The sequence below is a fragment of the Novosphingobium sp. AAP83 genome, assembly GCF_001295795.1.
Taxonomy (GTDB): Bacteria; Pseudomonadota; Alphaproteobacteria; order Sphingomonadales; family Sphingomonadaceae; genus Novosphingobium.
Genome location: NZ_LJHY01000019.1, coordinates 36413 through 56439 on the forward strand (window position 1 = coordinate 36413; position 20027 = coordinate 56439).

General features: G+C 59.8%; 18 protein-coding genes. 13 read left to right on the forward strand and 5 right to left on the reverse strand.

Translation table 11 applies throughout. The features are described from left to right. Positions 1–75: 75 nt before the first annotated feature. The 7 genes from IP81_RS10385 to IP81_RS19665 all read left to right on the forward strand — a co-directional run bounded on the left by IP81_RS10385 (position 76) and on the right by IP81_RS19665 (position 5427). On the forward strand, positions 76–615 hold the full coding sequence (locus IP81_RS10385; RefSeq protein ID WP_197274593.1) for a TetR family transcriptional regulator: 540 nt from the start codon (positions 76–78) through the stop codon (positions 613–615). A gap of 84 nt (positions 616–699) precedes the next feature. Beyond that, positions 700–1569 carry an SMP-30/gluconolactonase/LRE family protein gene (locus IP81_RS10390; RefSeq protein WP_054107929.1) on the forward strand — a complete coding sequence of 290 codons (870 nt, stop codon included), beginning with the start codon at positions 700–702 and terminating at the stop codon, positions 1567–1569. Further along, positions 1566–2747 (forward strand): MFS transporter, encoded by a 1182-nt coding sequence (locus IP81_RS10395; protein ID WP_054107930.1) that lies wholly within the window; start codon positions 1566–1568, stop codon positions 2745–2747. The genes IP81_RS10390 and IP81_RS10395 overlap by 4 nt, the downstream gene beginning before the upstream one ends. Further along, positions 2744–4258: an FAD-binding oxidoreductase gene (locus IP81_RS10400; RefSeq protein ID WP_054107931.1), complete on the forward strand. Its 1515-nt coding sequence runs from the start codon at positions 2744–2746 to the stop codon at positions 4256–4258. The genes IP81_RS10395 and IP81_RS10400 overlap by 4 nt, the downstream gene beginning before the upstream one ends. Next, on the forward strand, positions 4255–4659 hold the full coding sequence (locus tag IP81_RS19660) for a cytochrome c (protein ID WP_082356093.1): 405 nt from the start codon (positions 4255–4257) through the stop codon (positions 4657–4659). Before IP81_RS10400 ends, IP81_RS19660 begins: the two co-directional genes overlap by 4 nt. After that, the gene (locus IP81_RS10410) at positions 4659–5024 is read left to right on the forward strand and encodes a hypothetical protein (RefSeq protein ID WP_054107933.1); all 366 of its coding nucleotides are present in this window, start codon (positions 4659–4661) and stop codon (positions 5022–5024) included. Before IP81_RS19660 ends, IP81_RS10410 begins: the two co-directional genes overlap by 1 nt. Before the next feature lie 235 nt (positions 5025–5259). Next, positions 5260–5427, forward strand: coding sequence for a hypothetical protein (locus tag IP81_RS19665; protein ID WP_231626396.1), 168 nt, complete (start codon positions 5260–5262; stop codon positions 5425–5427). Here IP81_RS19665 and IP81_RS10415 read toward each other — a convergent pair. Next, on the reverse strand, positions 5424–6341 hold the full coding sequence (locus tag IP81_RS10415; RefSeq protein WP_054107934.1) for an NAD-dependent epimerase/dehydratase family protein: 918 nt from the start codon (positions 6339–6341) through the stop codon (positions 5424–5426). The two genes, IP81_RS19665 and IP81_RS10415, sit on opposite strands and share 4 nt — an antisense overlap. A gap of 206 nt (positions 6342–6547) precedes the next feature. On the opposite strand from IP81_RS10415, the gene IP81_RS10420 reads away from it, so the two are divergent. From IP81_RS10420 to IP81_RS10435, 4 genes are all read left to right on the forward strand, one after another. Then, entirely contained in the window at positions 6548–7057 is a 510-nt protein-coding gene (locus IP81_RS10420) for a cupin domain-containing protein (protein WP_054107935.1), read from the forward strand. Beyond that, complete coding sequence (locus tag IP81_RS10425; RefSeq protein WP_054107936.1) at positions 7054–7812, forward strand: SDR family NAD(P)-dependent oxidoreductase; 759 nt, start codon at positions 7054–7056, stop codon at positions 7810–7812. Before IP81_RS10420 ends, IP81_RS10425 begins: the two co-directional genes overlap by 4 nt. 66 nt (positions 7813–7878) lie before the next feature. After that, a complete protein-coding gene (locus IP81_RS10430) occupies positions 7879–8199 on the forward strand; it encodes a hypothetical protein (protein WP_054107937.1) in 321 nt (106 codons plus the stop codon). 21 nt (positions 8200–8220) lie between these two features. Further along, on the forward strand, positions 8221–8838 hold the full coding sequence (locus IP81_RS10435) for a thioredoxin domain-containing protein (RefSeq protein WP_082356094.1): 618 nt from the start codon (positions 8221–8223) through the stop codon (positions 8836–8838). Between the two features lie 8 nt (positions 8839–8846). On the opposite strand, the gene IP81_RS10440 is transcribed toward IP81_RS10435, so the two are convergent. Next, a complete protein-coding gene (locus IP81_RS10440) occupies positions 8847–10787 on the reverse strand; it encodes a TonB-dependent receptor domain-containing protein (RefSeq protein ID WP_157573168.1) in 1941 nt (646 codons plus the stop codon). Positions 10788–11022: 235 nt separating this feature from the next. Here IP81_RS10440 and IP81_RS10445 point away from each other — a divergent pair, with 235 nt between their 5' ends. Together IP81_RS10445 and IP81_RS10450 are read left to right on the forward strand one after the other, a co-directional pair. Beyond that, entirely contained in the window at positions 11023–13335 is a 2313-nt protein-coding gene (locus IP81_RS10445; protein WP_054107940.1) for a TonB-dependent receptor, read from the forward strand. Between the two features lie 46 nt (positions 13336–13381). Then, positions 13382–15055: an alkaline phosphatase gene (locus tag IP81_RS10450; protein WP_054107941.1), complete on the forward strand. Its 1674-nt coding sequence runs from the start codon at positions 13382–13384 to the stop codon at positions 15053–15055. 7 nt (positions 15056–15062) lie between these two features. Here the strand turns inward: IP81_RS10450 and IP81_RS10455 are convergent, their stop codons facing one another. From IP81_RS10455 to IP81_RS10465, 3 genes are read right to left on the reverse strand one after another with little or no spacing between them, the layout of a single operon-like run. Further along, positions 15063–15668: a CDP-alcohol phosphatidyltransferase family protein gene (locus IP81_RS10455; RefSeq protein ID WP_054107942.1), complete on the reverse strand. Its 606-nt coding sequence runs from the start codon at positions 15666–15668 to the stop codon at positions 15063–15065. Position 15669: 1 nt separating this feature from the next. Next, positions 15670–16953 carry a NupC/NupG family nucleoside CNT transporter gene (locus tag IP81_RS10460; protein WP_054107943.1) on the reverse strand — a complete coding sequence of 428 codons (1284 nt, stop codon included), beginning with the start codon at positions 16951–16953 and terminating at the stop codon, positions 15670–15672. 15 nt (positions 16954–16968) lie between these two features. After that, positions 16969–20010: a TonB-dependent receptor gene (locus IP81_RS10465; RefSeq protein ID WP_054107944.1), complete on the reverse strand. Its 3042-nt coding sequence runs from the start codon at positions 20008–20010 to the stop codon at positions 16969–16971. Between the last annotated feature and the right edge of the window lie 17 nt (positions 20011–20027).

Here is a 20027-nt window from a genome sequence, read left to right on the forward strand (position 1 = left end):
GTTTCCGAGCCACAAGAAATGGAATTAGCTGTGACGGAGCGGCGCAAAGGCGGTCGTCCTCGTAAAGGGGAGCCAGTGATTGACCGGAAAAAGATCGTTCAAACAGCCTGGGCCATTGTCGACGAACACGGCCTTGCAGGATTGTCGACCCGCACCCTTGCGGCCGCCTTGGAGGTGAAAAGCCCGGCGATTTATTGGCACATCGGCAGCAAGGAAGAGTTGTTCAGCTTGATGATCGAGGACTTGCTGCAAGATAGCATTTCCGATTGTGACGGGCCGGACTGGCAAGAGTGGTTCATCAAAGTCGGGCAGCGCCAACGTCAACTGCTGCTGTCGCATCGTGATGCCAGCATCATTGCCAGCATCGCGCCGCCGACCGAACGCATTCGAAATGAGCTGTTTCCCCGGCTGTTCAAGCCACTTGTCGACGGCGGGATGGATTTGGCTGAGGCGTCTGCGGCGGCGGGCGGTTTGGCCAGCCTTGTGCTGGGCTGGGTAATCTATGAGCAGCGCCCCGCGACACACGCGATGATGGAAGCGTATCACGATCCGGATTCCGCATTCGATAGCGCTCTGACGGCGTTCGTTTCCGGTCTCGCGCAGCGCCTCGAATAAATGTCTAGGCCGCTTGCGCCTTAAATTTATCACCGATATATAAATCCTCGAACTCGCAAAGAGTCGTTTGAGAGGATTTTGCCAATGAAAATCACCCGCCTTGAAGTGCCCCGATGCTCTGTGGGTGAAGGGCCGGTGTGGGATGTTGCAGAACAAGCGCTTTACTGGATCGATATCCTTGGGCGCAGAGTGTTCCGCGCTGACGGCGATCTGGCATCGGCACGGCATTGGGACGTGCCGGCAACGATCGGGTCTATGGCATTGTGCAAAAGCGGCGGGGCGATCACCGCGCTGGCCGACGGCGTTTACACACTCGATTTTGCGAGCGGGGAAACCCGCTTGCTGGCCAGCAGTCTCGATCTTGATGCCGAGGTTCAACTGGCTGACGGCAAAGTAGACCGGCGCGGCCGCTTCATTGTCGGGTCGAGCGACCGAGGCATGAAAGAGGCGCGGGGCAAATTGTATGTGCTGGATCCGGGTGCAAGCGCGCTTCGGATTATCGACGAGGATATTTTCCTGTCGAACGGCCCATGCTGGTCGCCCGATGACCGGACGTTTTATCACGCCGACAGTATCCGCAAACTGATCTATGCTTATGACTATGACATTGAAGCGGGCACCGTTTCCAACCGACGCGCGTTTGCCAGCACCGAAGATCTCGGAGGCATTCCCGATGGCGCAACGGTTGATGCCGAAGGGTTTTTGTGGAGCGCCATTTGCGAAGGCGGCAAGCTGGTCCGGTTCAGGCCGGACGGGAGCATCGACAGGATCGTTGAGTTTCCGGCAAAACTGCCCGGCAGCGTCATGTTTGGAGGCCCGCAGCTTGACCGACTTTTCGTCCCCACGCTGAACCCGTCCTTCCTTGGCCGGGTGGCCGATCCTTTGGATGGCTCGACTTTTGTCGTTGACGGGCTTGGCGTGAAGGGTCTTCCCGAACCAAGGTTCGCATTTTGAAGGGGCCGCTACCGCTTCTGCTGGTGCTGGTGTTTCTGAACATCGCGGGCTTCAGTCTGATCTTGCCGCTCTTGCCGTTTTACGGTCATGCCTTTGCGGCATCACCCTTTGCGGTCGCTTGCCTGTTTGCCGCCTATTCGTTTGGCAATGTGCTTGGCGAAATCTTCTGGGGCCGGCGCTCTGATGCCTTGGGCCGCAAGCCTATTCTCGTGATGACAACGGCGGGCGCGGCATTGTCTTACGTTGCCTTTGCTTTTGCGCCGACTTTGCTGGTGGCGATTGTCATCCGTGTGATCACCGGCTTCTTCAGTGGCACGCTCGGCGTGGTACAAGGTATGCTGGCCGACCTTACGCCGCCTTCGGAACGTGCGCGGTTCATGGGCTATTTCGGGGCATCGTTTAACCTCGGCTTTGCCATTGGCCCTGCAATAGGCGGCGTCCTCGCCAGCCCTGAACTGGGCTTGCAAGGGTTTTACACGCCGATTTTGGCCGCCGCAGCCTTTGCCGGGGCAGCGTCAACATGGGCCATGCTGGCCTTGCCACATCGCCTCCCGCAAACAGGTGCGCAACGTGCCATGCCCAGTTACACCGAAGGGCTTGAGATCGTTGCCAGCAATCCCATACTGGTCCGCTTGTTTGTGATCGCGTTCATCGGAATTGCCGCATTTTCTTCTGTTGAAGCGGTGTTCGGTTTGTGGACAGGAGGGGAATATGCGTGGACGTCCCGCCAAGTCGGACTGACCTTCCTCGCGGTTGGCGGCACAGGCTTGCTGGTGCAAGCACTGCTGATCGGTCCATTGGTCAAACGCTTCGGCGAATCCTGCGTGATTGCAGGCGGGATTGTCGTGCTGTTTACGGCAATCGCGCTGCTGCCGGTGTTGCGCTATCCGGCCATCACCGTCGCACTCATGGCTTTGCTGATGGCCGGGCATAGTCTGGCCTTCCCCAATGCGGGCGCGCTGGTGTCGCGCAATGCTCCGGTTGATCGACAAGGAAGTGTGATGGGCCTTAACATGGCGTCCAATGCCCTATCGCGGATTGTCGCGCCGCCGTTGTTCGGCTGGGTGTTCAGCCTTTCTAACGATGCGCCGTTCTATCTGTGCGCGCTGCTGATGACTGTCGCATTTGGCATTTCGCTATCGATCATTGCACTTCAGAAGAAGGCGCTTAGCCAATGACACTTGCCGCAGCTTTGCAGGACTTCGCGGCCATCGTGGGCACGGAAAACGTGTTCAATTCCGATCAGGATCGCAACGCATACGCCGATCATTTCGCACAGGATCCCGAAACGCATTTGCCCATCGCGGCAGTTGCTCCGACAAGCCGCGATCAGGTGCGTGATATCGTGCGGGTGGCAAACCGGCACAAAGTTGCGCTGTGGCCGATCAGCCGAGGCAAGAACTTCGGCTACGGCGGCGCAGCACCAGTCATGAAGGGTTCGGTCGTCCTTGATCTTTCGCGGTTGAAGGCCATTGATTTCGATGAAGCCAACGGCGTGGTTCTGGTGGAACCAGGCGTCAGCTTTTTTGATCTGCATGATTTTCTGCAAGCCCGCAAAGCGCCCTATTGGCTTTCGGTTCCGGGCAATAGCTGGGGGTCGGTTGCCGGTAATGCACTGGATCGCGGGGTCGGATATACGCCCTATGGCGATCATGCGTCGCGCATTTGCGGGCTGGAAGTCGTGTTGCCCGATGGCGATCTGATCCGCACCGGAATGGGGGCGATGGACGGATCGCCCACCTGGAACCTTTACCGCAACGGCTTTGGCCCCGGCTGGGACACGATGTTCTGCCAGTCCAACTTTGGCGTGGTGACCCGGCTCGGCCTGTGGCTGATGCCCGAACCCGAAGCGCTCGCCGGTTATGATCTGGAATTTGACAAGCCCGAAGACCTTGGCTGGGCCATCGATACGATCATGCCGCTGCGGCGCAGTGGCCTGATCCAGCAGAGCCCCTCGATCGGCAACTGGCTCCGCTCTGCCGCCGTGATGACCCGGCGCGAGGAATGGACGAGCGACAAGGGGCCGCTGAGCGAAACCGTGGTGAGTGCCATCCGCAAACGGTTCAACATCGGCTGGTGGAGTGTGCAGATCCGCTTTTATGGCCCGCAAGAAGTCGTCGATGCCTCGCTTCGCGCGCTGGACCGGGCCTTTGACGGCAAGCCCTTGCTTTCCAAGAAGCTGGCACGGTGGAAGCAGGGTGATGGTCCGGAAGGCTCGCCCATGTCGGGCGTGCCCGTCAGCTTTCCGTTGGCCAATGCAAACTGGCATGGCGGGCGCGGCGGGCATATCGGGTATTCACCGGTCCTGCCGCCCAGTGGTGATCTTGCGCTCAAGCAATTCCAGCGGACTTACGCGCTCTATCAGAAGTACGAGATGGACTATCACGCCAGCTTCGCCATGGGCGAACGCAGCCTGACCAACGTGAACCAGATCCTTTACAACAAGGATGATGCGCCGATGATGGCGCGGGTCGACGGCATGTTTCGCGATCTTGTCGCCGATGCCAGCGCGCAGCGTTATGGCGAATATCGCACGCACATCGATTATATGGAGCTCGTTGCCTCGACTTATGATTTCAATGATCGCGCTCTGCTGCGCCTGAACGAACGGGTGAAGCAAGCGCTTGATCCCAATGGCATCATAGCGCCGGGCAAAAGCGGTATCTGGACGAAGGGAGCGCGGTCATGACCGGTACTGCACACCTCCTACGCGGCGCGCTTCTCGTATTCGCTTGCGGCACAGCACTTGCGGCATCTGCACAACCGTCTGAACCGGCGAACAACAGCGCGACGAAAATAGAAAACGCATTTCGCGGAGCCATGCAGAACCGCGCTTCGGCCTCGCCCGACGAGGCTCTATTTGTCGAGAAATGCAGCATGTGTCACCGCCAGATGGGTATGGGCACAGTCATTCTGGCGCGGCGCATGGAACCGGCCGTCGCTATGCTTGAAACACGGCATCTGCCGGTAGACTTTACCACCGCCGTCGTGCGCAACGGGCTGGGCAATATGCCGGCCATTTCACGTGGCGAGGTTTCCGATGCCCAACTGGCGCGCATTGCCAAATACTTGAGCAAAAAGGGCCGGTGATGGACCGCTGGGCATTCATGGATCGCCGCCATATGCTAAAGGCCTGCGGCATCGCGCCCATAGCTTTGGCATCGACCGCAAAGAGCATAGCGGCCGCAGAACTTTCGGCCGTGGTCGTCTTTGACGGGCGGGAGGATATAAGCCGCCAATTCGCGGCGGCGCAATCCTGCGCAAGGATCGATCTCGTGGTGGAACAGACCAATGGCTGGCAGGCCATTCGCGCGATGCATTCCGTTGCCCAAGTCCAAGGGCTTACGCGCTGGGGTGAGTTCCTGCTGGCGCGTAGCTTCTTCGAAGAACACGGCCTTCGCGTCACCTCAAACACCATTCGCACCAATGGATTCACCCTGTGGCACATGGCATAGCATTTTGGGCATCAATTGATGGAATATCTGGCGTCTTGCTGAATTTGGTATCGCGGGAGCCATCCACAAAGGCCTCTGCGGAGATTGGATTTAGCCCATTTGGCGAATCCAGAATACGCAGGCACTCACGACCGATGAGACTGCGGGTACACCGCTCACCACAATGTTCGAACGGTTCGGAGTCTCGGCATCGGCCTGATTGGGCCGATCGGCCACAGTAGCCTGACCCTGCGCAGTGGCTCGTGCAACCCGTTTTCGAACCGAAGCGGTGACCAGCCGCATCGCCCAACCAAGCGTAAGTGACTCGCTGATCGCAGCCTTGGCATTGGCTGACCATGAACGCTCAACCGAGATCTACAAACAAACTTTCGACGTTCTTTCGATCAAGCGTTTTGAAATCTAGAGCGTGGCTAGGGCGTTACGGACGAGGTTGGCAGAATTTCCGTCATGCGCCAAACCGGCGCGCTCGGCAGCAGGGGTTGCCAGCAACGGCTGCCGCGCGAATGCGGTTTCAAGCGGCACGTCCGGGTTGTATGAAACAAGGCCGGGGGAAACGCCGCATTGCAAGGCAATCTCTGCCGTCAGTTCTGCCAGCGAAAGGCGCAGGGCAGGAAGCGTCACCGCGCGTGTTGAAGGAAGTAATGCGCTGTCCAGATGCACCGCGCTGATCAGATTTTCGGCACATTTCATCACAGATTGCGCCCAGATCGTGCCATCAGGCGATACCGGACACTCAAACGGCTCCCCCGCCTTCAGGGCATGAAACAGGTCTGACATAAAGGCCGATTTCATCCCCGAAGGGCCTTTGGGCCGTGCCAGAATTCCGGGCAAACGCACCGTCACGCCATCGATCATCGCGCGATTGGAGAACATGGCGACGGCATGTTCCATCATCGCCTTGTGCCCCCCATAGATCATCCTAGGTGCCAAGGGCGTCTGATCGTCGACCGTCGCTGGCAAGGCATCTCCCAGAACCGCGATCGAACTGGCATAGACGACGCGCACACCGGCCCGTATTGCGGCGGCTTCAAGCAGCATGTCGTACATGGCATCCACGTTCACCCGCCGCGATGCGACGGGGTCCATTTCCGCAGCGCCCCCCGGCACCGTGGCAAGGTGGATCAAGGCATCGAACCCGGCGGACAGCAGATCGCGCCGGACAGCAGGTTCGGAAAACTCGCCGATCACCTGCCGAATGCCGCTGCACAGGCCATAGCCGCTAATGTCCAGGCCGACCACTTCATCGCCACGCAGCAGCAATTGCCGGCAAAGCTCCCGCCCGACAAAACCACCCGCACCCGTAATAACAATGCGCATTTTTCTCCCCATCCGTAGCCCCCTTGATTAATAGGAGATCGCCACAGCGTCGCAACGATTGTATTGATAGGCGGCTATGATATCACAAATTTGCCTGAGGCACCGCGCTCCTTGAAGTTTATCGCAGAACAAAGGATCGGATCGGCGTACCTGGCATAACGGCAGGCTTGGCTGGCGCAGCAGCCGTAACGGTAATTGGAGCACTTATGGAACTGTCTGATTCAGGATTACCTCCCGTCCAGCGGGTTGTTACCGGGCACAACGAACTTGGCCGCGCGGTATTCAAATCAGAGGATGTTTCACCGACTAAACTCATTCCGTCGGGTGATGCTGCGTTTCTGCTGCTGTGGACGACGCCCACTGTCCCGGCTGACAACAATGACGAAACCGATGGCCGCCACCGCGATGCCGGGCTGACGCTGGATGGCGGCTCGGTGATCCGCATCGTCGATATGCTTCCCGGTAAGGAAAGCCCGATGCACCGCACCAATTCGATCGATTATGGCATCGTGCTGGAAGGCGAGGTTGAACTCGAACTGGAAGACGGGGCGAAGAAAACCATCCGCCAGGGCGGGATCATCGTACAGCGCGGCACCAATCACCTTTGGCGCAACACGACCGATCGCGTTTGCCGGATTGCCTTTATTCTGATCGAGGCACCGGCCTATTTGCACAACGGCGCGCCGCTGCCCGAAGACAAACCGGACCACAAATGAGCGCGCTGTTCTCCCTTACTGGCAAAACCGCCATCGTCACAGGCTCCACCCGGGGGATCGGCCGCGCGGTGGCGGAGGCGATGATCGCGGCAGGAGCCAAGGTCATTATCTCCAGCGAAAGCGAGGCTGATACAGCTCAAACATCGGCTGAGTTGAACATGCCTGGCATTGCGTGCGATGTGTGCGATGAGGCGCAACTTGCAGCGCTTGTCGATTTCGCGATTGCGCAGACCGGGCGGTTGGACGTGCTGGTCTGCAACGCCGGAATTCCGGGGAAGCCCGGCCCGTTCGCTACCGTAGACATGGACGACTTCGACAGGGTGCTGGCGATCAACTTGCGCAGCCAGGTCGTGCTTTGCAATCTTGCCCTGCCCCACATCGCGGCTGCCGGTGGCGGCGCTGCGGTCCTGATGGCCAGCATTGCCGGTCTTCGCGGCAACGGCAAGCTCAACGCCTATGCCCTTGCCAAGGCAGGAGTGGCCCAACTTGCGCGCAACCTCGCGGTCGAATGGGGGCCGCAGGCGGTACGGGTGAACGCCATCTCCCCCGGCTTTATCGCAACAGACCTTTCGCGCCCTTTGCTGGAAGATGCGCGGTTTATGCAGGCCCGCATGGCCATGACACCGCTCAGACGTCACGGAACCGTAAGCGAAGTGGCAGGCGCTGCGGTGTTTCTGGCGTCACCGGCAGGGGCATTCGTGACCGGGCACAATCTTGTCGTCGATGGCGGAACCGTGATCACAGACGGAACCTGAAACGGGGCGGCGCCACAGCACACGCGCGAGGTGGCTTGTGGCGTCAAACCTGCTAAGCGCGCAAACATGACAAACATCCACAAGCTTGGCGGAACCATTGACGTTGATGGGCTGCGCTATGAATGGGAACTACGCACCGAGCCGCGGTGGGTCGAACCTGACGGATGGAAGGGCACGACCATCTTGCTGATGCAGAAAGATACGCGGCGCGGTGCTGTGATAGAATTCCCCCCGCCCAAGCGGTTGATGAAGGGACTGCCTCCGGGCCGCCTGCAATTGAGCGATGCGATTGTGGGAAGAAGCATCCGCGCCGCTTTGCTGGCGGGATGGGAACCGGCATCACGGGGCAAGCCGGTTGTGTTTATGGTTGATGCCGAAGGCAACTGACGCCAACATGGGCTGATACAAATGAAGGCATCCCCTTTCCGGCTCATGGCTGCCGCTGCGCTGCTGGCATCGTTGCCCATCGCACATGCTGCCGCAGCGCCACCAACTGCTTTTCCGGCCATGTCGGAAGAAGCCCTTGCGCCCAAAACGGTGCCCAAAGCCTATGACGTGACCGTTATCGTCTTTTCCGATTACGGCTGCCCCTATTGCAAGAAACTGCACGGCACATTGGCGCAATTGCTGGCGCGCGATCCCAAAGTGCGGATTGTCTGGCGCGATTGGCCGATCTTTGGCGGGGCATCGCTGTTGGCCGCGCGGGCGGCTATTGCCAGCCAATGGCAGGGCAAGCACGCCGCCTTCAACGCCGCGCTGTTTGCCCAATCCGGACGAATGACCGAAGCCTCGGTCAAGGCCGCTGCCAATGCCGCCAAAGTGGACTGGGCGCGGCTAGAACAGGATATGCAGACCAACGCCAAAGCGATCGACACCGTCATTGGCCGCAGCAATGCAGGGGCGCAGGCTTTGAAGTTTGAAGGCACGCCGGGGATCCTGATCGGTAATGCCCGCTTCGGCGGCGCGGCATCGCTGCCCCAATTGCTGGAAGCGGTGGCAGAAGCGCGCACGGATAAAGTCGGCTAAGCCCGCCCTCAGATATCAAACCGCATTTCGGCCAACAGTCGTCTGCCTGCGGAATACTGGAAAGCGCCATTTGCGGCCACTTGCCAGCCATAATCGTCAAGCAGATTAGCCACTTGCAGCCTTAGCAAGGCCCGCGCCGGGCCCACTGCAAAGCGATAACGCATACCCAGATCAATCGTTTCGCGCGGCGGTGCCAGCAAACCGTTGCTCGGATTGCCGATGCGTGAGGACAGGCCTTCGAAGCTCATATCAAACGAAAGCGGGCTTTGGCCATGATCCAGCCGCCAATCGATATTGGCGATGGTGCGGCGGCGCACCGTCCCGACCGGGCGCGGGCCGATCACGCCGCTATCGACCAGTTCGCCGCTGATCAGCGCATCGATAAACACATTGCCCAACACCACGGTGAGCCCGGGCCGCACCGTGCCAGCCACCGAAACTTCCACACCGCGATTGGATGATGCTCCCAGATCACGATAGAGCAGCGCGTTATCAAGGTTGTAGTATGGCTTGGTAATCTCGAACAGGCCGCCAACAAGGGTGAGGTTTTGGCTCAAGGCATAGCGCAGCCCCATATCGATCTGGCGCGTCCGGATAGCCGGAGGCACCGCACCGCGATTGGTGGCGATGGCCGGTGCAACCGACACTTCCTCAAACCCGCGCACATAGCCGCCATAAACCGAAAAATCGGGCGAAAAATTGAACGAGGCATTAATGCTGCCGGTTACCGGCTGATCACGCACGGCGGTGGTCAGCCCCGCCGAAACGAAGCGGATGGTCTTGTAATAGCGGGATTTTGATAGGGCCACATCGACCAGAAACCGCCCCTGCCGCGAAAGCGTATAGGCAAGCCCTACGGTGGCCTGCCCTGAATCGTCGGTATCATCCGGTCCGAACGCAAAAGTCGGCCGAGGCCGTTCATCGGCAAAGTTCAGGCTGCTGGGGCCAAGCGAAATGCGCTGCACACCCCCGAACCGCCGGTCCCCGGTCCGCCCACGAAAACTTGCCGTCACGCGGTGCGCCAACGAGGCATCGCCAAAAGTGCGCACGACACGGGCCTCACCTGAAAGCGTGCGATCAAGGTTGTTCGCATCGGCCACGATCACACGGTTGGCAACCGTGCCATCGGGCCGCAGACCTGCAAAAACGTCGGTAAAGCTGGCATCGCCACGGCGTTCGGCACGGAACAGCCCCGCCTCGATCCGCCACGATCCCAAGGGAAGTTTGGCGACTGCGCCATAGACTTGTTGCATGTTGTCGCGATCGCTCCAGCTTTGGCCGATCATGACGCGGCGCTTGATCTGCGGCGGCAGGTAATCACCGCCGGGAAAAATCGAAGGCGGCGTCTCATCATCAAAGATATGGTTCATGCCATAGAACAGGAATACCCTCGCCCCGGCATATGGTGTCCAGCCAAGGCCCGCAGAGGCGACATTGCCTTTAAAGTTTCCGCCTTCATGCCGGTTTTGCCGCCGGATCGTGCCTCCGACATAAGCGCGTAAATCCGGCGCAATAGCGAACTGGCTATCGAGTGTGGCAACCTTCGATCCGAACTGCCCTCGCTCCAGCCCGACCGTAAACTGATCGGAATCGCTGCTGACCGACAATTCGTAATCGACAATGCCGGTAGGTGCAGGAAACGGATAGCCCAGCGCGGCAATGCCAACCCGCACCCGGTTGCCACGTATCAAGCGGTTGGGCGGGCGATCCACCGGCGCGAAATAGAGCCCTTCGATCCGGGCATTGCCTGCATCAACCGGCGAGAAGCCACGGATATCCTCACCGCTGTAAAGCCCCACCCGTTCACTGCCGACGGACTGGCCGAACGCATCATCGGCATTGGCAATGACATTATCATCAACGCGCTGCGCCACCGCCTGGCCGGGCAAAATGCCCCCCAATGCCAGCGCCAACCACGACACATTGCGAACGGATAAGCGCGCGTTCAACACCGAAACACCCGAGATCGCCCCAAAAACTGTTACCCTGAAAATCCTAAGAACACGCCAAGCGCAGAGATTGCAACTTCCTATCGAAGCGGCGGCATTGCCCGCAGCACGGTTCAAACGCGGCCAAACAGCCTCGTCCTGTCTCTTTGTGCAGGCGCGAAAAAGGAAACGTCAAACGTCATCTATCGGAAATAATTTGGCCCTATCCGACCAATTATAACAACGGGTGGTCATAATGAACATTAAGCTTATCGTCAGTACAGCACTGACATCTTCGCTATTTTTTGCGAATGCAGCTTTTGCCCAGGCAGAAGCTCAGAGCGATTCACTATATAATGATCGTAACACTATTGTCGTAACAGCGCAAAAAATTGAGCAGAAATTGGTGGATGTTCCCATCACTATTTCAGCTGTTACGGGTGAACGCATCCGTGAACTTGGAATTTCTGATCTTGATGAACTGTCAGCCTATGTCCCCGGCCTGAACATTCAAGAGCAAAGCGCCAATAATCCCGGCGTCGTCATTCGCGGGATAACATCGGATTCGGGCTCATCGCAGCAAGGTCCACGCGTTACACTTTATTATAATGGCATCGATATCTCGCGCTCGCGCGGGTCTTATCAGGCGATCTATGATCTTGAACGCGTTGAAGTGATCAAGGGGCCGCAGGCCACACTGTTCGGCACAGCCTCGGCGGTTGGTGCGATCAGCTTGATTTCAGCAAAGCCCCAGCCCGGCGTTTCCGCGCAGTTGACGGCCGGATATGGCAACTTCAACCAGACCCTGCTTGGTGGCTACCTCAATTCCGGCGATGAAACCATTGCCGCGCGCATCGCCTTTGAATGGCGCAAGCGTGACGGCTACGTTGAAAACCTCAACCCTAGCCAGACCAGAGAGCTTTACGAGCAAGACCAGCTTGGTCTTCGCTTGTCGGTTCGCTGGAAGCCAAGCGACCGCGTGACGGTTGACCTCACCGGCACCTATGACCGCCAGCGCAATGGCGGCACGCCGTTTGTTTCGGGCACTTTTGCCACAACGGCAGGCCCTGCAAATCCATTCGGCAAAGCCAACCTCGGCGGTTCGCCATTGTCGCTGTCAGTCCTTGGCGCAGCAGAGCTTGGCCTTGACCGCGATGTCTATGACGCCAACCTTACCGTTGCGGTGGAATTGACCGACGACCTGACCTTCACCACCGTCAACGGTTACCGCGATTTCAACAGCCTCGAAATCTTTGATGCCGATGGTACCGCGGCTTGGTACCTTGAATTTGCCGAACTCGCCAAAGGTTGGCAGGTCAGCCACGAAGGCCGCTTCAGCTACCAGTCCAGCGCAATTCGCGCATCAGCCGGCTGGAACGTATTCAAGGAAGACGGCATTCAGGCCGTGCCGTTTTCGTCCGAGGAAGGCACATTCCTGCAATGCGCAGCCAACGTCGTCCCCGGCCTTGGCTGTATCAATGCAGCAGGTGTGGTAACAGCGGCGCAAGCCACCGCGCTGCTATCGCGCGGCCTTCTGACGCAAGTTCCTTACTCATCAGAATTCATCAACGGCGGCGTGAACACCGCCTATTCGGTGTTCGCTGATGCCACATGGATCCCAACACCATCACTCGAACTCACAGCAGGCGCGCGCTACGTTTGGGAAGACCGTGAATCAACCTTCTTTGCCCGCGTTCCAAGGCCAGCGCTCAATCCTGCGGCATTTTCGCTGATCCCGAACCAGATCGACACGGCGGGTCAGACATTTAGGGCCAGCGACAAATCTAACGCCTTTTTGCCGCGCTTTAACGTGCTTTATCGCTTGTCAGACAAGACCAACGTGTTTGCTACTGTCTCGAAGGGACGCCGTTCGCCCGTGGTGCAACTCGGCGCAGCACGTGTTGCCGGCTTGCCGCAGCCCGGCTTGCAATCTGTGCCAGAAGAAACGGTATGGAACTACGAAGTGGGCTTGAAGGGGGCCGCTGGTCCGGTTTCCGGTTCGCTTGGCGTCTATTACCAGAAGTATGATGGTTTTCAGGTTAGCGTAGTGCAGCCTGATGGCAGAACGCTCACGCAAAGCGCGGGCACCGCAACCAATCTTGGCGTTGAAGCCGAAGTGGCAATCCGCGCAACAGATTGGCTCCAAGTGTTTGGCAACGTCGGTTACATCGATGGCGGTATCGACGAAAACAACACCTTCGCCCCGACATTTTCGGGCGCGCGTTTCCGGCTTCAGCCTGAATGGCAGGCCGCAGGCGGCTTTACCATTGATGCACCGCTCGGCGGCGGTGCGCGGTTCTTCATGACGCCATCAATCACCTATCGCAGCAAGATCTTTTTCGAACTGCCCAACAACCCGCGCACCAGCCAGGAAGCGGTAACGCTGGTTAACATTCGTGGCGGCGTTGCGTTTGCGGATGACAAGTACGAATTGTCGGCCTTCATGCGCAATGTGACGGACAAGAACTACCTGCTGGATGCGGGCAACACCGGCGGGGCATTTGGCATTCCAACGCTGATCCCGGGCGAGCCGCGCTTCTTCGGGGCTGCGTTCACGGCACGTTTCTAATACGCCTAGCCTTGCCTTCAGCTTCGTTCGACAGGATACCAGCACGATGACCGCACAGATCAACCGCCGCAATATGCTCTCGCTGATGGGCGCGAGCGCGACGACCGGGTTGGCCATGGGGCTGGCACCTGCCGCACAGGCAGCGACGCTGCTGAAGGAAGCGCAATTCCTGCATGGGGTGGCCAGCGGCGATCCGGCGCAAGATGGCGCGATAATCTGGACGCGGGCAACCGTGGCGCAAGGTGCGACGGGTGACGTTCCGCTGACATGGTACGTTGCGCTTCCCGGTACCGCCAAGCCCTTGCGCACAGGCAAAGTGACGGCCTCTGCCGTAGCCGATCACACCGCGAAAGTGGAAGTCACCGGGCTTAAGCCTGCCACCGAATACGAATACTGGTTTGCCTGCAAGAATGGCACGACCTCGCCCAAGGGGCGGCTGCGCACGCTGCCTGTGGGGGCAACCGATAAAGTGGTGATGGCGCTGGTGTCATGCCAGCTTTATCCCGGCGGCTACTTCAACGCCTATGCCGACCTTGCACGCCAAGAACGCGTTGATGTGGTGCTTCACCTTGGGGACTATATCTATGAATATGGCGCCGAAGGTTATGGCACCGACATTGGCAAGAAGATTGGCCGCCTGCCCGATCCGGCGCACGAGATTGTCACGCTCGATGATTATCGCCGCCGCCATGCGCAAGTGAAAGCCGATGCGCAGATGCAAGCAGCCCATGCCCGTGCCGCATTCATTTGCGTTTGGGACGATCATGAAACTGCCAACGATGCCTGGCTTGGCGGCGCAGAAAACCATGATCCGGCCAAAGAAGGCGATTGGCGCGCGCGCAAAGCCGCAGCGCTTCAGGCCTATTTCGAATGGATGCCGATCCGCAACCCCGCCCTCGGTTCAGACCCGGCCGCGATCTATCGCAGCTTTGAATTCGGTGATCTGGCCACGCTGGCGATGGTTGAAACGCGGCTGCTGGCACGCGATCAGCAGGTGGCCTTCAAAGGCGCTGTTCCTGATGCGGCGATGATCACAACGATGCTCGAACAGCGCCAGGACCCCAAGCGCGAACTGCTGGGCGCTGCGCAAATGCAATGGCTGGAGGGCGTGCTGGCCAAATCGGTCAAGGCTGGAACGCCGTGGCAATTGTTGGGCAATCAGGTGGTCATGGCCCGCGTCCCCGGCCCCGATCTGCGGGCAGCGCTGGGTGATCAGATGTTCGAGGCCATACTCACAAAAATGCCTGAAGCCTATCGCGGCCAGATTTCCCGGTCGCAAGATGCGTTCAAGGCCGGCATCCCGTTCAACATGGATGCATGGGACGGCTATCCCCCTGCCCGCGAACGCCTTTACGCCATGTTGCGCAAAGTGGGTGCCAATACCATCGCCTTTGCCGGAGACAGCCACGCCGCATGGGCCAACGATCTTTATGACGATAGTGGCGTTCTGATCGGTGCCGAATTTGGGGCCACCGCCGTCACCAGCCCGTCTTATGGCTCGCTCTTGCCGGGCCTTGGCAAAGTGATTGCGGCGCAAAGCCCGGAAGTTGCGTTCTGCGATCAGGACCACAAGGGCTATACCATGGTCACCCTGACACATGAGGCTGCCACCGCAGAGTTCGTGACCGTTTCCACCATAATAACCAAAGACTTTACCTCCGCCATTGCCGGACGCTACGTCCGGTCCGCGAAAGGCAACGCCCCGCTGCAATCGGTGTAGGATATAGCTAGGAACCGAAGGTTCTGGCCGCGATCAGGCTGCGCTGGATAACCGTCAGCAGGCAAAGCGCGACATAGCCCGATGCGATGGCCGCAAAGTGCTGCGGCCACAGGCACATCGCGATGAACACCGCAATGGTCTCCGTACCCTCGGCAAGGCCGGTGGAATAGAAGAAGCTTTTGCGCCCGTGCGCCTGCGTCTCCTCGCCGCGCTTGGCAGCGATCGTGGCAAAGGCAAGGAAGCTGATGCCGGTCAGGGTGAAACTGGCCACCAGCAGCATCGCAGGCACCGCATTGGCCGGGGCCGCAAGGCCGAAGCCGATGGGCACGGCCACATAGAACGCGAAATCGGCAAGGATATCGAGGTAACCGCCAAAGTCCGTCATCCCCCGCGCCCGCGCCACCGCTCCATCCAGGCCATCAAGCAGGCGGTTCAGCACGATAGCGGCAAGGCCCACGCCATAGGCCTCCTGCGCAATCGCCAACGCAGCCAACAACGCAGGCGCAAGGCCCGCCAGCGTGATCATATTCGCACTGATGCCCCGCGCCGCAATCCAGCGCCCGGCGGCATTAAGCGGCGGATCGATCAGCGGGCGCAGGCGGGCGTCGAACATGTCAGGCCGCGCCAATGGCGATGGGGGTAACCAGCCCGATCACCGCCGCCCCCATGGCCGATGCCAGATTGCCCGCGATCCAGCTTTTCATGCCAAGCGAAACCGCATCGCGCCGCCGGTCGGGCGCGAGGGTGGAGATGGTCGAGACGAGCAGGCCGACGCTGGCAAGGTTGGCCACGTTGCACAGCGCATACGTGACGATCAGTTTGCTGCGCCCCGAAAGGGCATCTGCGGGCAGACCTGCAAACTCGAGATAGGCGACATATTCGTTAAGGATCGCTTTGGTCCCCATCAGCGCGCCCGCCGTGCCCGTTTCGGCCCAAGGCACGCCAAGAGTCCAAATAAAGGGCGCAAAAAGCCACCCGAAACCACGCTTCACCGTCACCGGTTCATTGCCGATCAGGGGCAAGGTTGCGCCAAGAATCTGGTCGGCAAGGTTCACCAAAGCAAAGATAACAATGATGATTCCGATCACCGCCAGCACCAGTTGCACCCCGTCCATTGTACCCTTGATGATCGCATCAATCGTGCTCTCATATTCGACCTCGGCGGTGGGCTCTTCGGGCTCAGCACTGCCCGCACCAGGCACCATGATCCGCGCAATCAGGATCGCGGCGGGAAGCGACAGGAACGAGGCGACGATCATGTGCCCCACCGCATCGGGCAGTTGCTGCGCCAAGGTGGTTGCGTAAAGCACTAATAAAGCGCCGGAAATATTGGCCATCGACAGGACCATCACCGCAAACATATCGGCCCGCGACATCTTTGCAAACCATGACCGCACGATCAGCGGCGCTTCCACCACCCCCAGAAAGATGTTCGCTCCGGCATTCAGGCCGACCACGCCGGTCACGCCCAAGGTCTTGCGCAAGGCCCAAGACAAGCCTTTGACCACCCATTTCAGCACCCCCCAATGCCACAGCAGCGCGGTAAGCGCGGAAAACACGATGATCAGCGGCAGTATCTGGAACGCAATCACCATCGGCTGCCCCGCCCCCGGCCTCAGCACAAAAGGCACCGGAGCGCCGCCGAGATAGCCGAACATGTAGCTCGACCCCGCCAAAGTCGCAGTTTCAATGGCGGAAACAGCGCGGTTGATGCCGCCAACAAGGCCCCACACCGCAGGCACACGCACGATCAGCAGCGCCAACACCAGTTGCATCGCAATCGCGCCTGCCGCCCAGCGCCAGCCGGGCAGGGTCTTGCGATCTTCCGAAAATGCCCACGCCAGAGCCAAGATCACCGCGATCCCGATAAGGCCCTGGGCTTGTTGCAGGATCGCCATAAACCTCAGATTCCCCTAGAACTTCAACGCTGCACCGAACTGGAACTGGCGCGGCGGCCCGGCATTGCGCTGCACGAAAGGCGCACCGCCGCCGAACTGCACCTGATTAGAGGTGGTGGCGGCATTGGCAAAGCCTGACTGGTTATTGGCGTTGAACAGGTTGAAAACGTCAGCGCTCAATTCCAGCCCGCCAAGGCCGGGAACGGCATAGCGGATGCCGAGATCGACACTGGCCGACCATGGTAGTCTCGCCGAATTGCGCGGGGCTCCGGGATAACGGTCCGAATTGCCGACAAAGTTTTCGCCGAACGAGGCCCCATCGCCGTTGAGGTCTTGCGTGCCGAAAATCCGCGCATCGGGCACGAGGTTTACCGGTTGGCCCGATTGGAACAGCCCCGCCACGCTCAGCGTCATGCCATCAAGCGGATAAAGATACCCCACCGCCGAAATCACATGCCGCCGGTCATTGGCCGAAGGCCCCCATTCGGTGCTGAAATCATTGGTATTGGCAGCGCGGAAATTGATATCGTCGGTATCGTTGTTCAGGTTGGCGAGCGTGTAGGACAGGCGGAAGGCGTATGCATCGCTGCCCCGCGCCTTGTTTGCCTGCAAGATCAACGCCTTGTATTCTGACCGCCCCGCAGATTCCGAAACGGTGATCTGGCGCGCACCGCCGGGTATCGATGCAACCGGGCGCGTCGCATCGGCATCGGCCACACTGCGCACAAGGCCGAGCGTGCGGGCCAGCGCCAATCGCGCCGCATTGCTTGGCTGGCTGCGCAACAAGGCGACGTTGGCTTCGTTCAAGTTGGCCAGATCGGGCGTGAAGGCAGCGGGCGCGTTCAGATCACGCAGGCGCATCAGGTTGTGCGAGCGGCTGTAGATCGCATCGGCCGAAAGCGTGATCGTGTCGCTCGCCTGAAATTGGTAGCCGCCGCTCAATTGCAGGCTCCACGGGCTTTTGTAGCCGTTCGGGTTGAGAATACGCGCCTCGCCCAGCGTTGCCGTATCGCGCAAGGCCTGCACTTGGGCCGGTGACGGGCACGCCGCAGCCGTGGCGCACGGCGGCGAGACGCCCAGATTGCCGTCAAACGTCACGCTGCCAAGTTCGATCCCTTGAGCAATCAACCCCTGCGATTGCAATTGACGCAGCTGGGTGCGCAAACCCGCCGATGTTGTGTTGCGTTGCAAGGCATCTGAAATCACCGCGTAGGAAATCTTGCCGGTAAACAGCCCCGCGCCAAACCGCAGCGTGGACCGCGCGTCGGGCCGGTAATTGAGCGAGAAGCGGGGGGCGATGTTATCATAATCGCCGCCCATGCTGCCGCCCTGCCGTGCAACGATCGCTGTCAGGCTGTCATAATCCCAGCGCAGCCCCAGTGTGGCGGTCAGCTTCGGGCCAAGCTGCCACTCGTCCTCGATGTAGAACGCGACTTGCGTCTGGCTGGTGCCAAAGGCCTGTGGGCGCAGTTCAACGGTATAATTGGCGACAGCGGGATTGCGCGAGAGGACGTCCTGCGCGTTCAGGGAAAGCCCTCGCGATGCCAGTGATGAAAGCTGCGCGGTGGTAAGGTCCACCGTGAAATTGCCATCGGGATTGCCGCCGCCCAGCAGGGCGAAGTCCGAGCGGATCAGATCGGCTCCAACGGTAAGCTTGTGGCTACCAAGTTTGCGCTGGAGGCGGTGCGTGGTCTGCCAGGTTTCCTCCAGATCGTTGAACACGTAACCCGGATGGCCGACCACGCCGACAGTCAACCCGCTGGGATCGCGGATGGTGACTTGCGGTCCTGCATCGCCCTTGGGCTTGCCATAGTCCCAGCGGAACCGGCTGAATTGCAACGCGCCATCATAGCTCCATTCATCGCCCGAATAACTGGCCGTGGCGGCGACGAGCGTCGAGAAGCGGTCCTGATCCGAGCCTGCCGAGGGGAACGTGACATTGCCGCCGCCAAGCCCGCCGCCCGGCCGGTCAATCGTCACGCGCCCGGCACTAGCGCGCAAGGCTACGGTCCAGTCCTCGGTCAACCGGTGATCGATCCGCACCGAGCCGAGCAGGAAGGTATTATGCGCGGTGACGCTATCGACCACGCCCAGCGCAGGCGCATCCACAACCTGCACATTGCGGTCGCGGGTATATTCCAGGTTGGCGTAGAAGAACGTTTTGTCGCGCGCCAAAGCGCCACTCACGCTGCCGCCTGCTTGATAGCGCTCGAAGCTTTCGCCCACGGCATTGCCCGACAGATCACGGCGCGGGAACGGCGATGCTGCGTCGAGCGGGCGTCCGGGCCGGACCAGTGTGTAAACCTCACCGTGGAAATCGTTGCTGCCCGATGGCGAGGTGTAATTGACCACGCCATTTGCGGTGCGGCCATAGGCCACCGAATAAGAATTGGCGAGAACGGTGACTTCGCGGGTGAAGCCCAGCGGCACCGGAAACTTGATCCCGCCCAGAAAGTTCTCGTTATTGTCCAGCCCGTCGAGCAGGTAATTGGTATCAAGCCCGTTCGATCCGTTGATCGAAATCGACGGCGCTTCGGGGAAAAAACCGGTGGAGGCGACCACGTTCGGCAGGCGCACCAGCGATCCGATCACATCGCGCCCTTCAATCGGCAAGGCCGCCAGTTCCTCGCGCCCCAGCGAGGCGGAGACTTCGGCGTTGACGGTGTTAAGGCCTGTGACGCTGCGCACGCCGGTAACCGTGATCGCCCCGCCAGCCGCAGGGGACAAACGCAATGTTATACTGCTGGTGAAGTTGGCGCGCAAGATGACAGAGGCTCCGCCATCGCCCGCAAAGCGCCCGGCGGCAAGCGGCGTCACACGATATGTTCCTGCCGTCGTCAGCCCTTCAATGCGCACAAAACCTTGTGCATCAGACCGCACCGTGCGGACATAACCGATGGAGGCGTTCTCGATACTGATGTCCGTATCGGCCAGCGGCGCACCGCTTTGCGCATCGACCAAAGCGATCCGGATGCCGGCTTGCTGCGCCAAAGCGGGGGCTGCGTTGGCAATCACCGCCACGAGGCTGGCGGAAAAAAGCAGGCGAGATAGGCGCAAAGGGGGTCTCCGGTCCG

Excerpts from the sequence above, each read along its gene's own strand:
- IP81_RS10390 (WP_054107929.1), top strand. The coding sequence starts at position 700 with ATGAAAATCACCCGCCTTGAAGTGCCCCGATGCTCTGTGGGTGAAGGG.
- IP81_RS10400 (WP_054107931.1), top strand. The coding sequence starts at position 2,744 with ATGACACTTGCCGCAGCTTTGCAGGACTTCGCGGCCATCGTGGGCACG.
- IP81_RS19660 (WP_082356093.1), top strand. The coding sequence starts at position 4,255 with ATGACCGGTACTGCACACCTCCTACGCGGCGCGCTTCTCGTATTCGCT.
- IP81_RS10410 (WP_054107933.1), top strand. The coding sequence starts at position 4,659 with ATGGACCGCTGGGCATTCATGGATCGCCGCCATATGCTAAAGGCCTGC.
- IP81_RS10415 (WP_054107934.1), bottom strand. The coding sequence starts at position 6,341 with ATGCGCATTGTTATTACGGGTGCGGGTGGTTTTGTCGGGCGGGAGCTT.
- IP81_RS10420 (WP_054107935.1), top strand. The coding sequence starts at position 6,548 with ATGGAACTGTCTGATTCAGGATTACCTCCCGTCCAGCGGGTTGTTACC.
- IP81_RS10425 (WP_054107936.1), top strand. The coding sequence starts at position 7,054 with ATGAGCGCGCTGTTCTCCCTTACTGGCAAAACCGCCATCGTCACAGGC.
- IP81_RS10430 (WP_054107937.1), top strand. The coding sequence starts at position 7,879 with ATGACAAACATCCACAAGCTTGGCGGAACCATTGACGTTGATGGGCTG.
- IP81_RS10435 (WP_082356094.1), top strand. The coding sequence starts at position 8,221 with ATGAAGGCATCCCCTTTCCGGCTCATGGCTGCCGCTGCGCTGCTGGCA.
- IP81_RS10445 (WP_054107940.1), top strand. The coding sequence starts at position 11,023 with ATGAACATTAAGCTTATCGTCAGTACAGCACTGACATCTTCGCTATTT.
- IP81_RS10450 (WP_054107941.1), top strand. The coding sequence starts at position 13,382 with ATGACCGCACAGATCAACCGCCGCAATATGCTCTCGCTGATGGGCGCG.
- IP81_RS10455 (WP_054107942.1), bottom strand. The coding sequence starts at position 15,668 with ATGTTCGACGCCCGCCTGCGCCCGCTGATCGATCCGCCGCTTAATGCC.
- IP81_RS10460 (WP_054107943.1), bottom strand. The coding sequence starts at position 16,953 with ATGGCGATCCTGCAACAAGCCCAGGGCCTTATCGGGATCGCGGTGATC.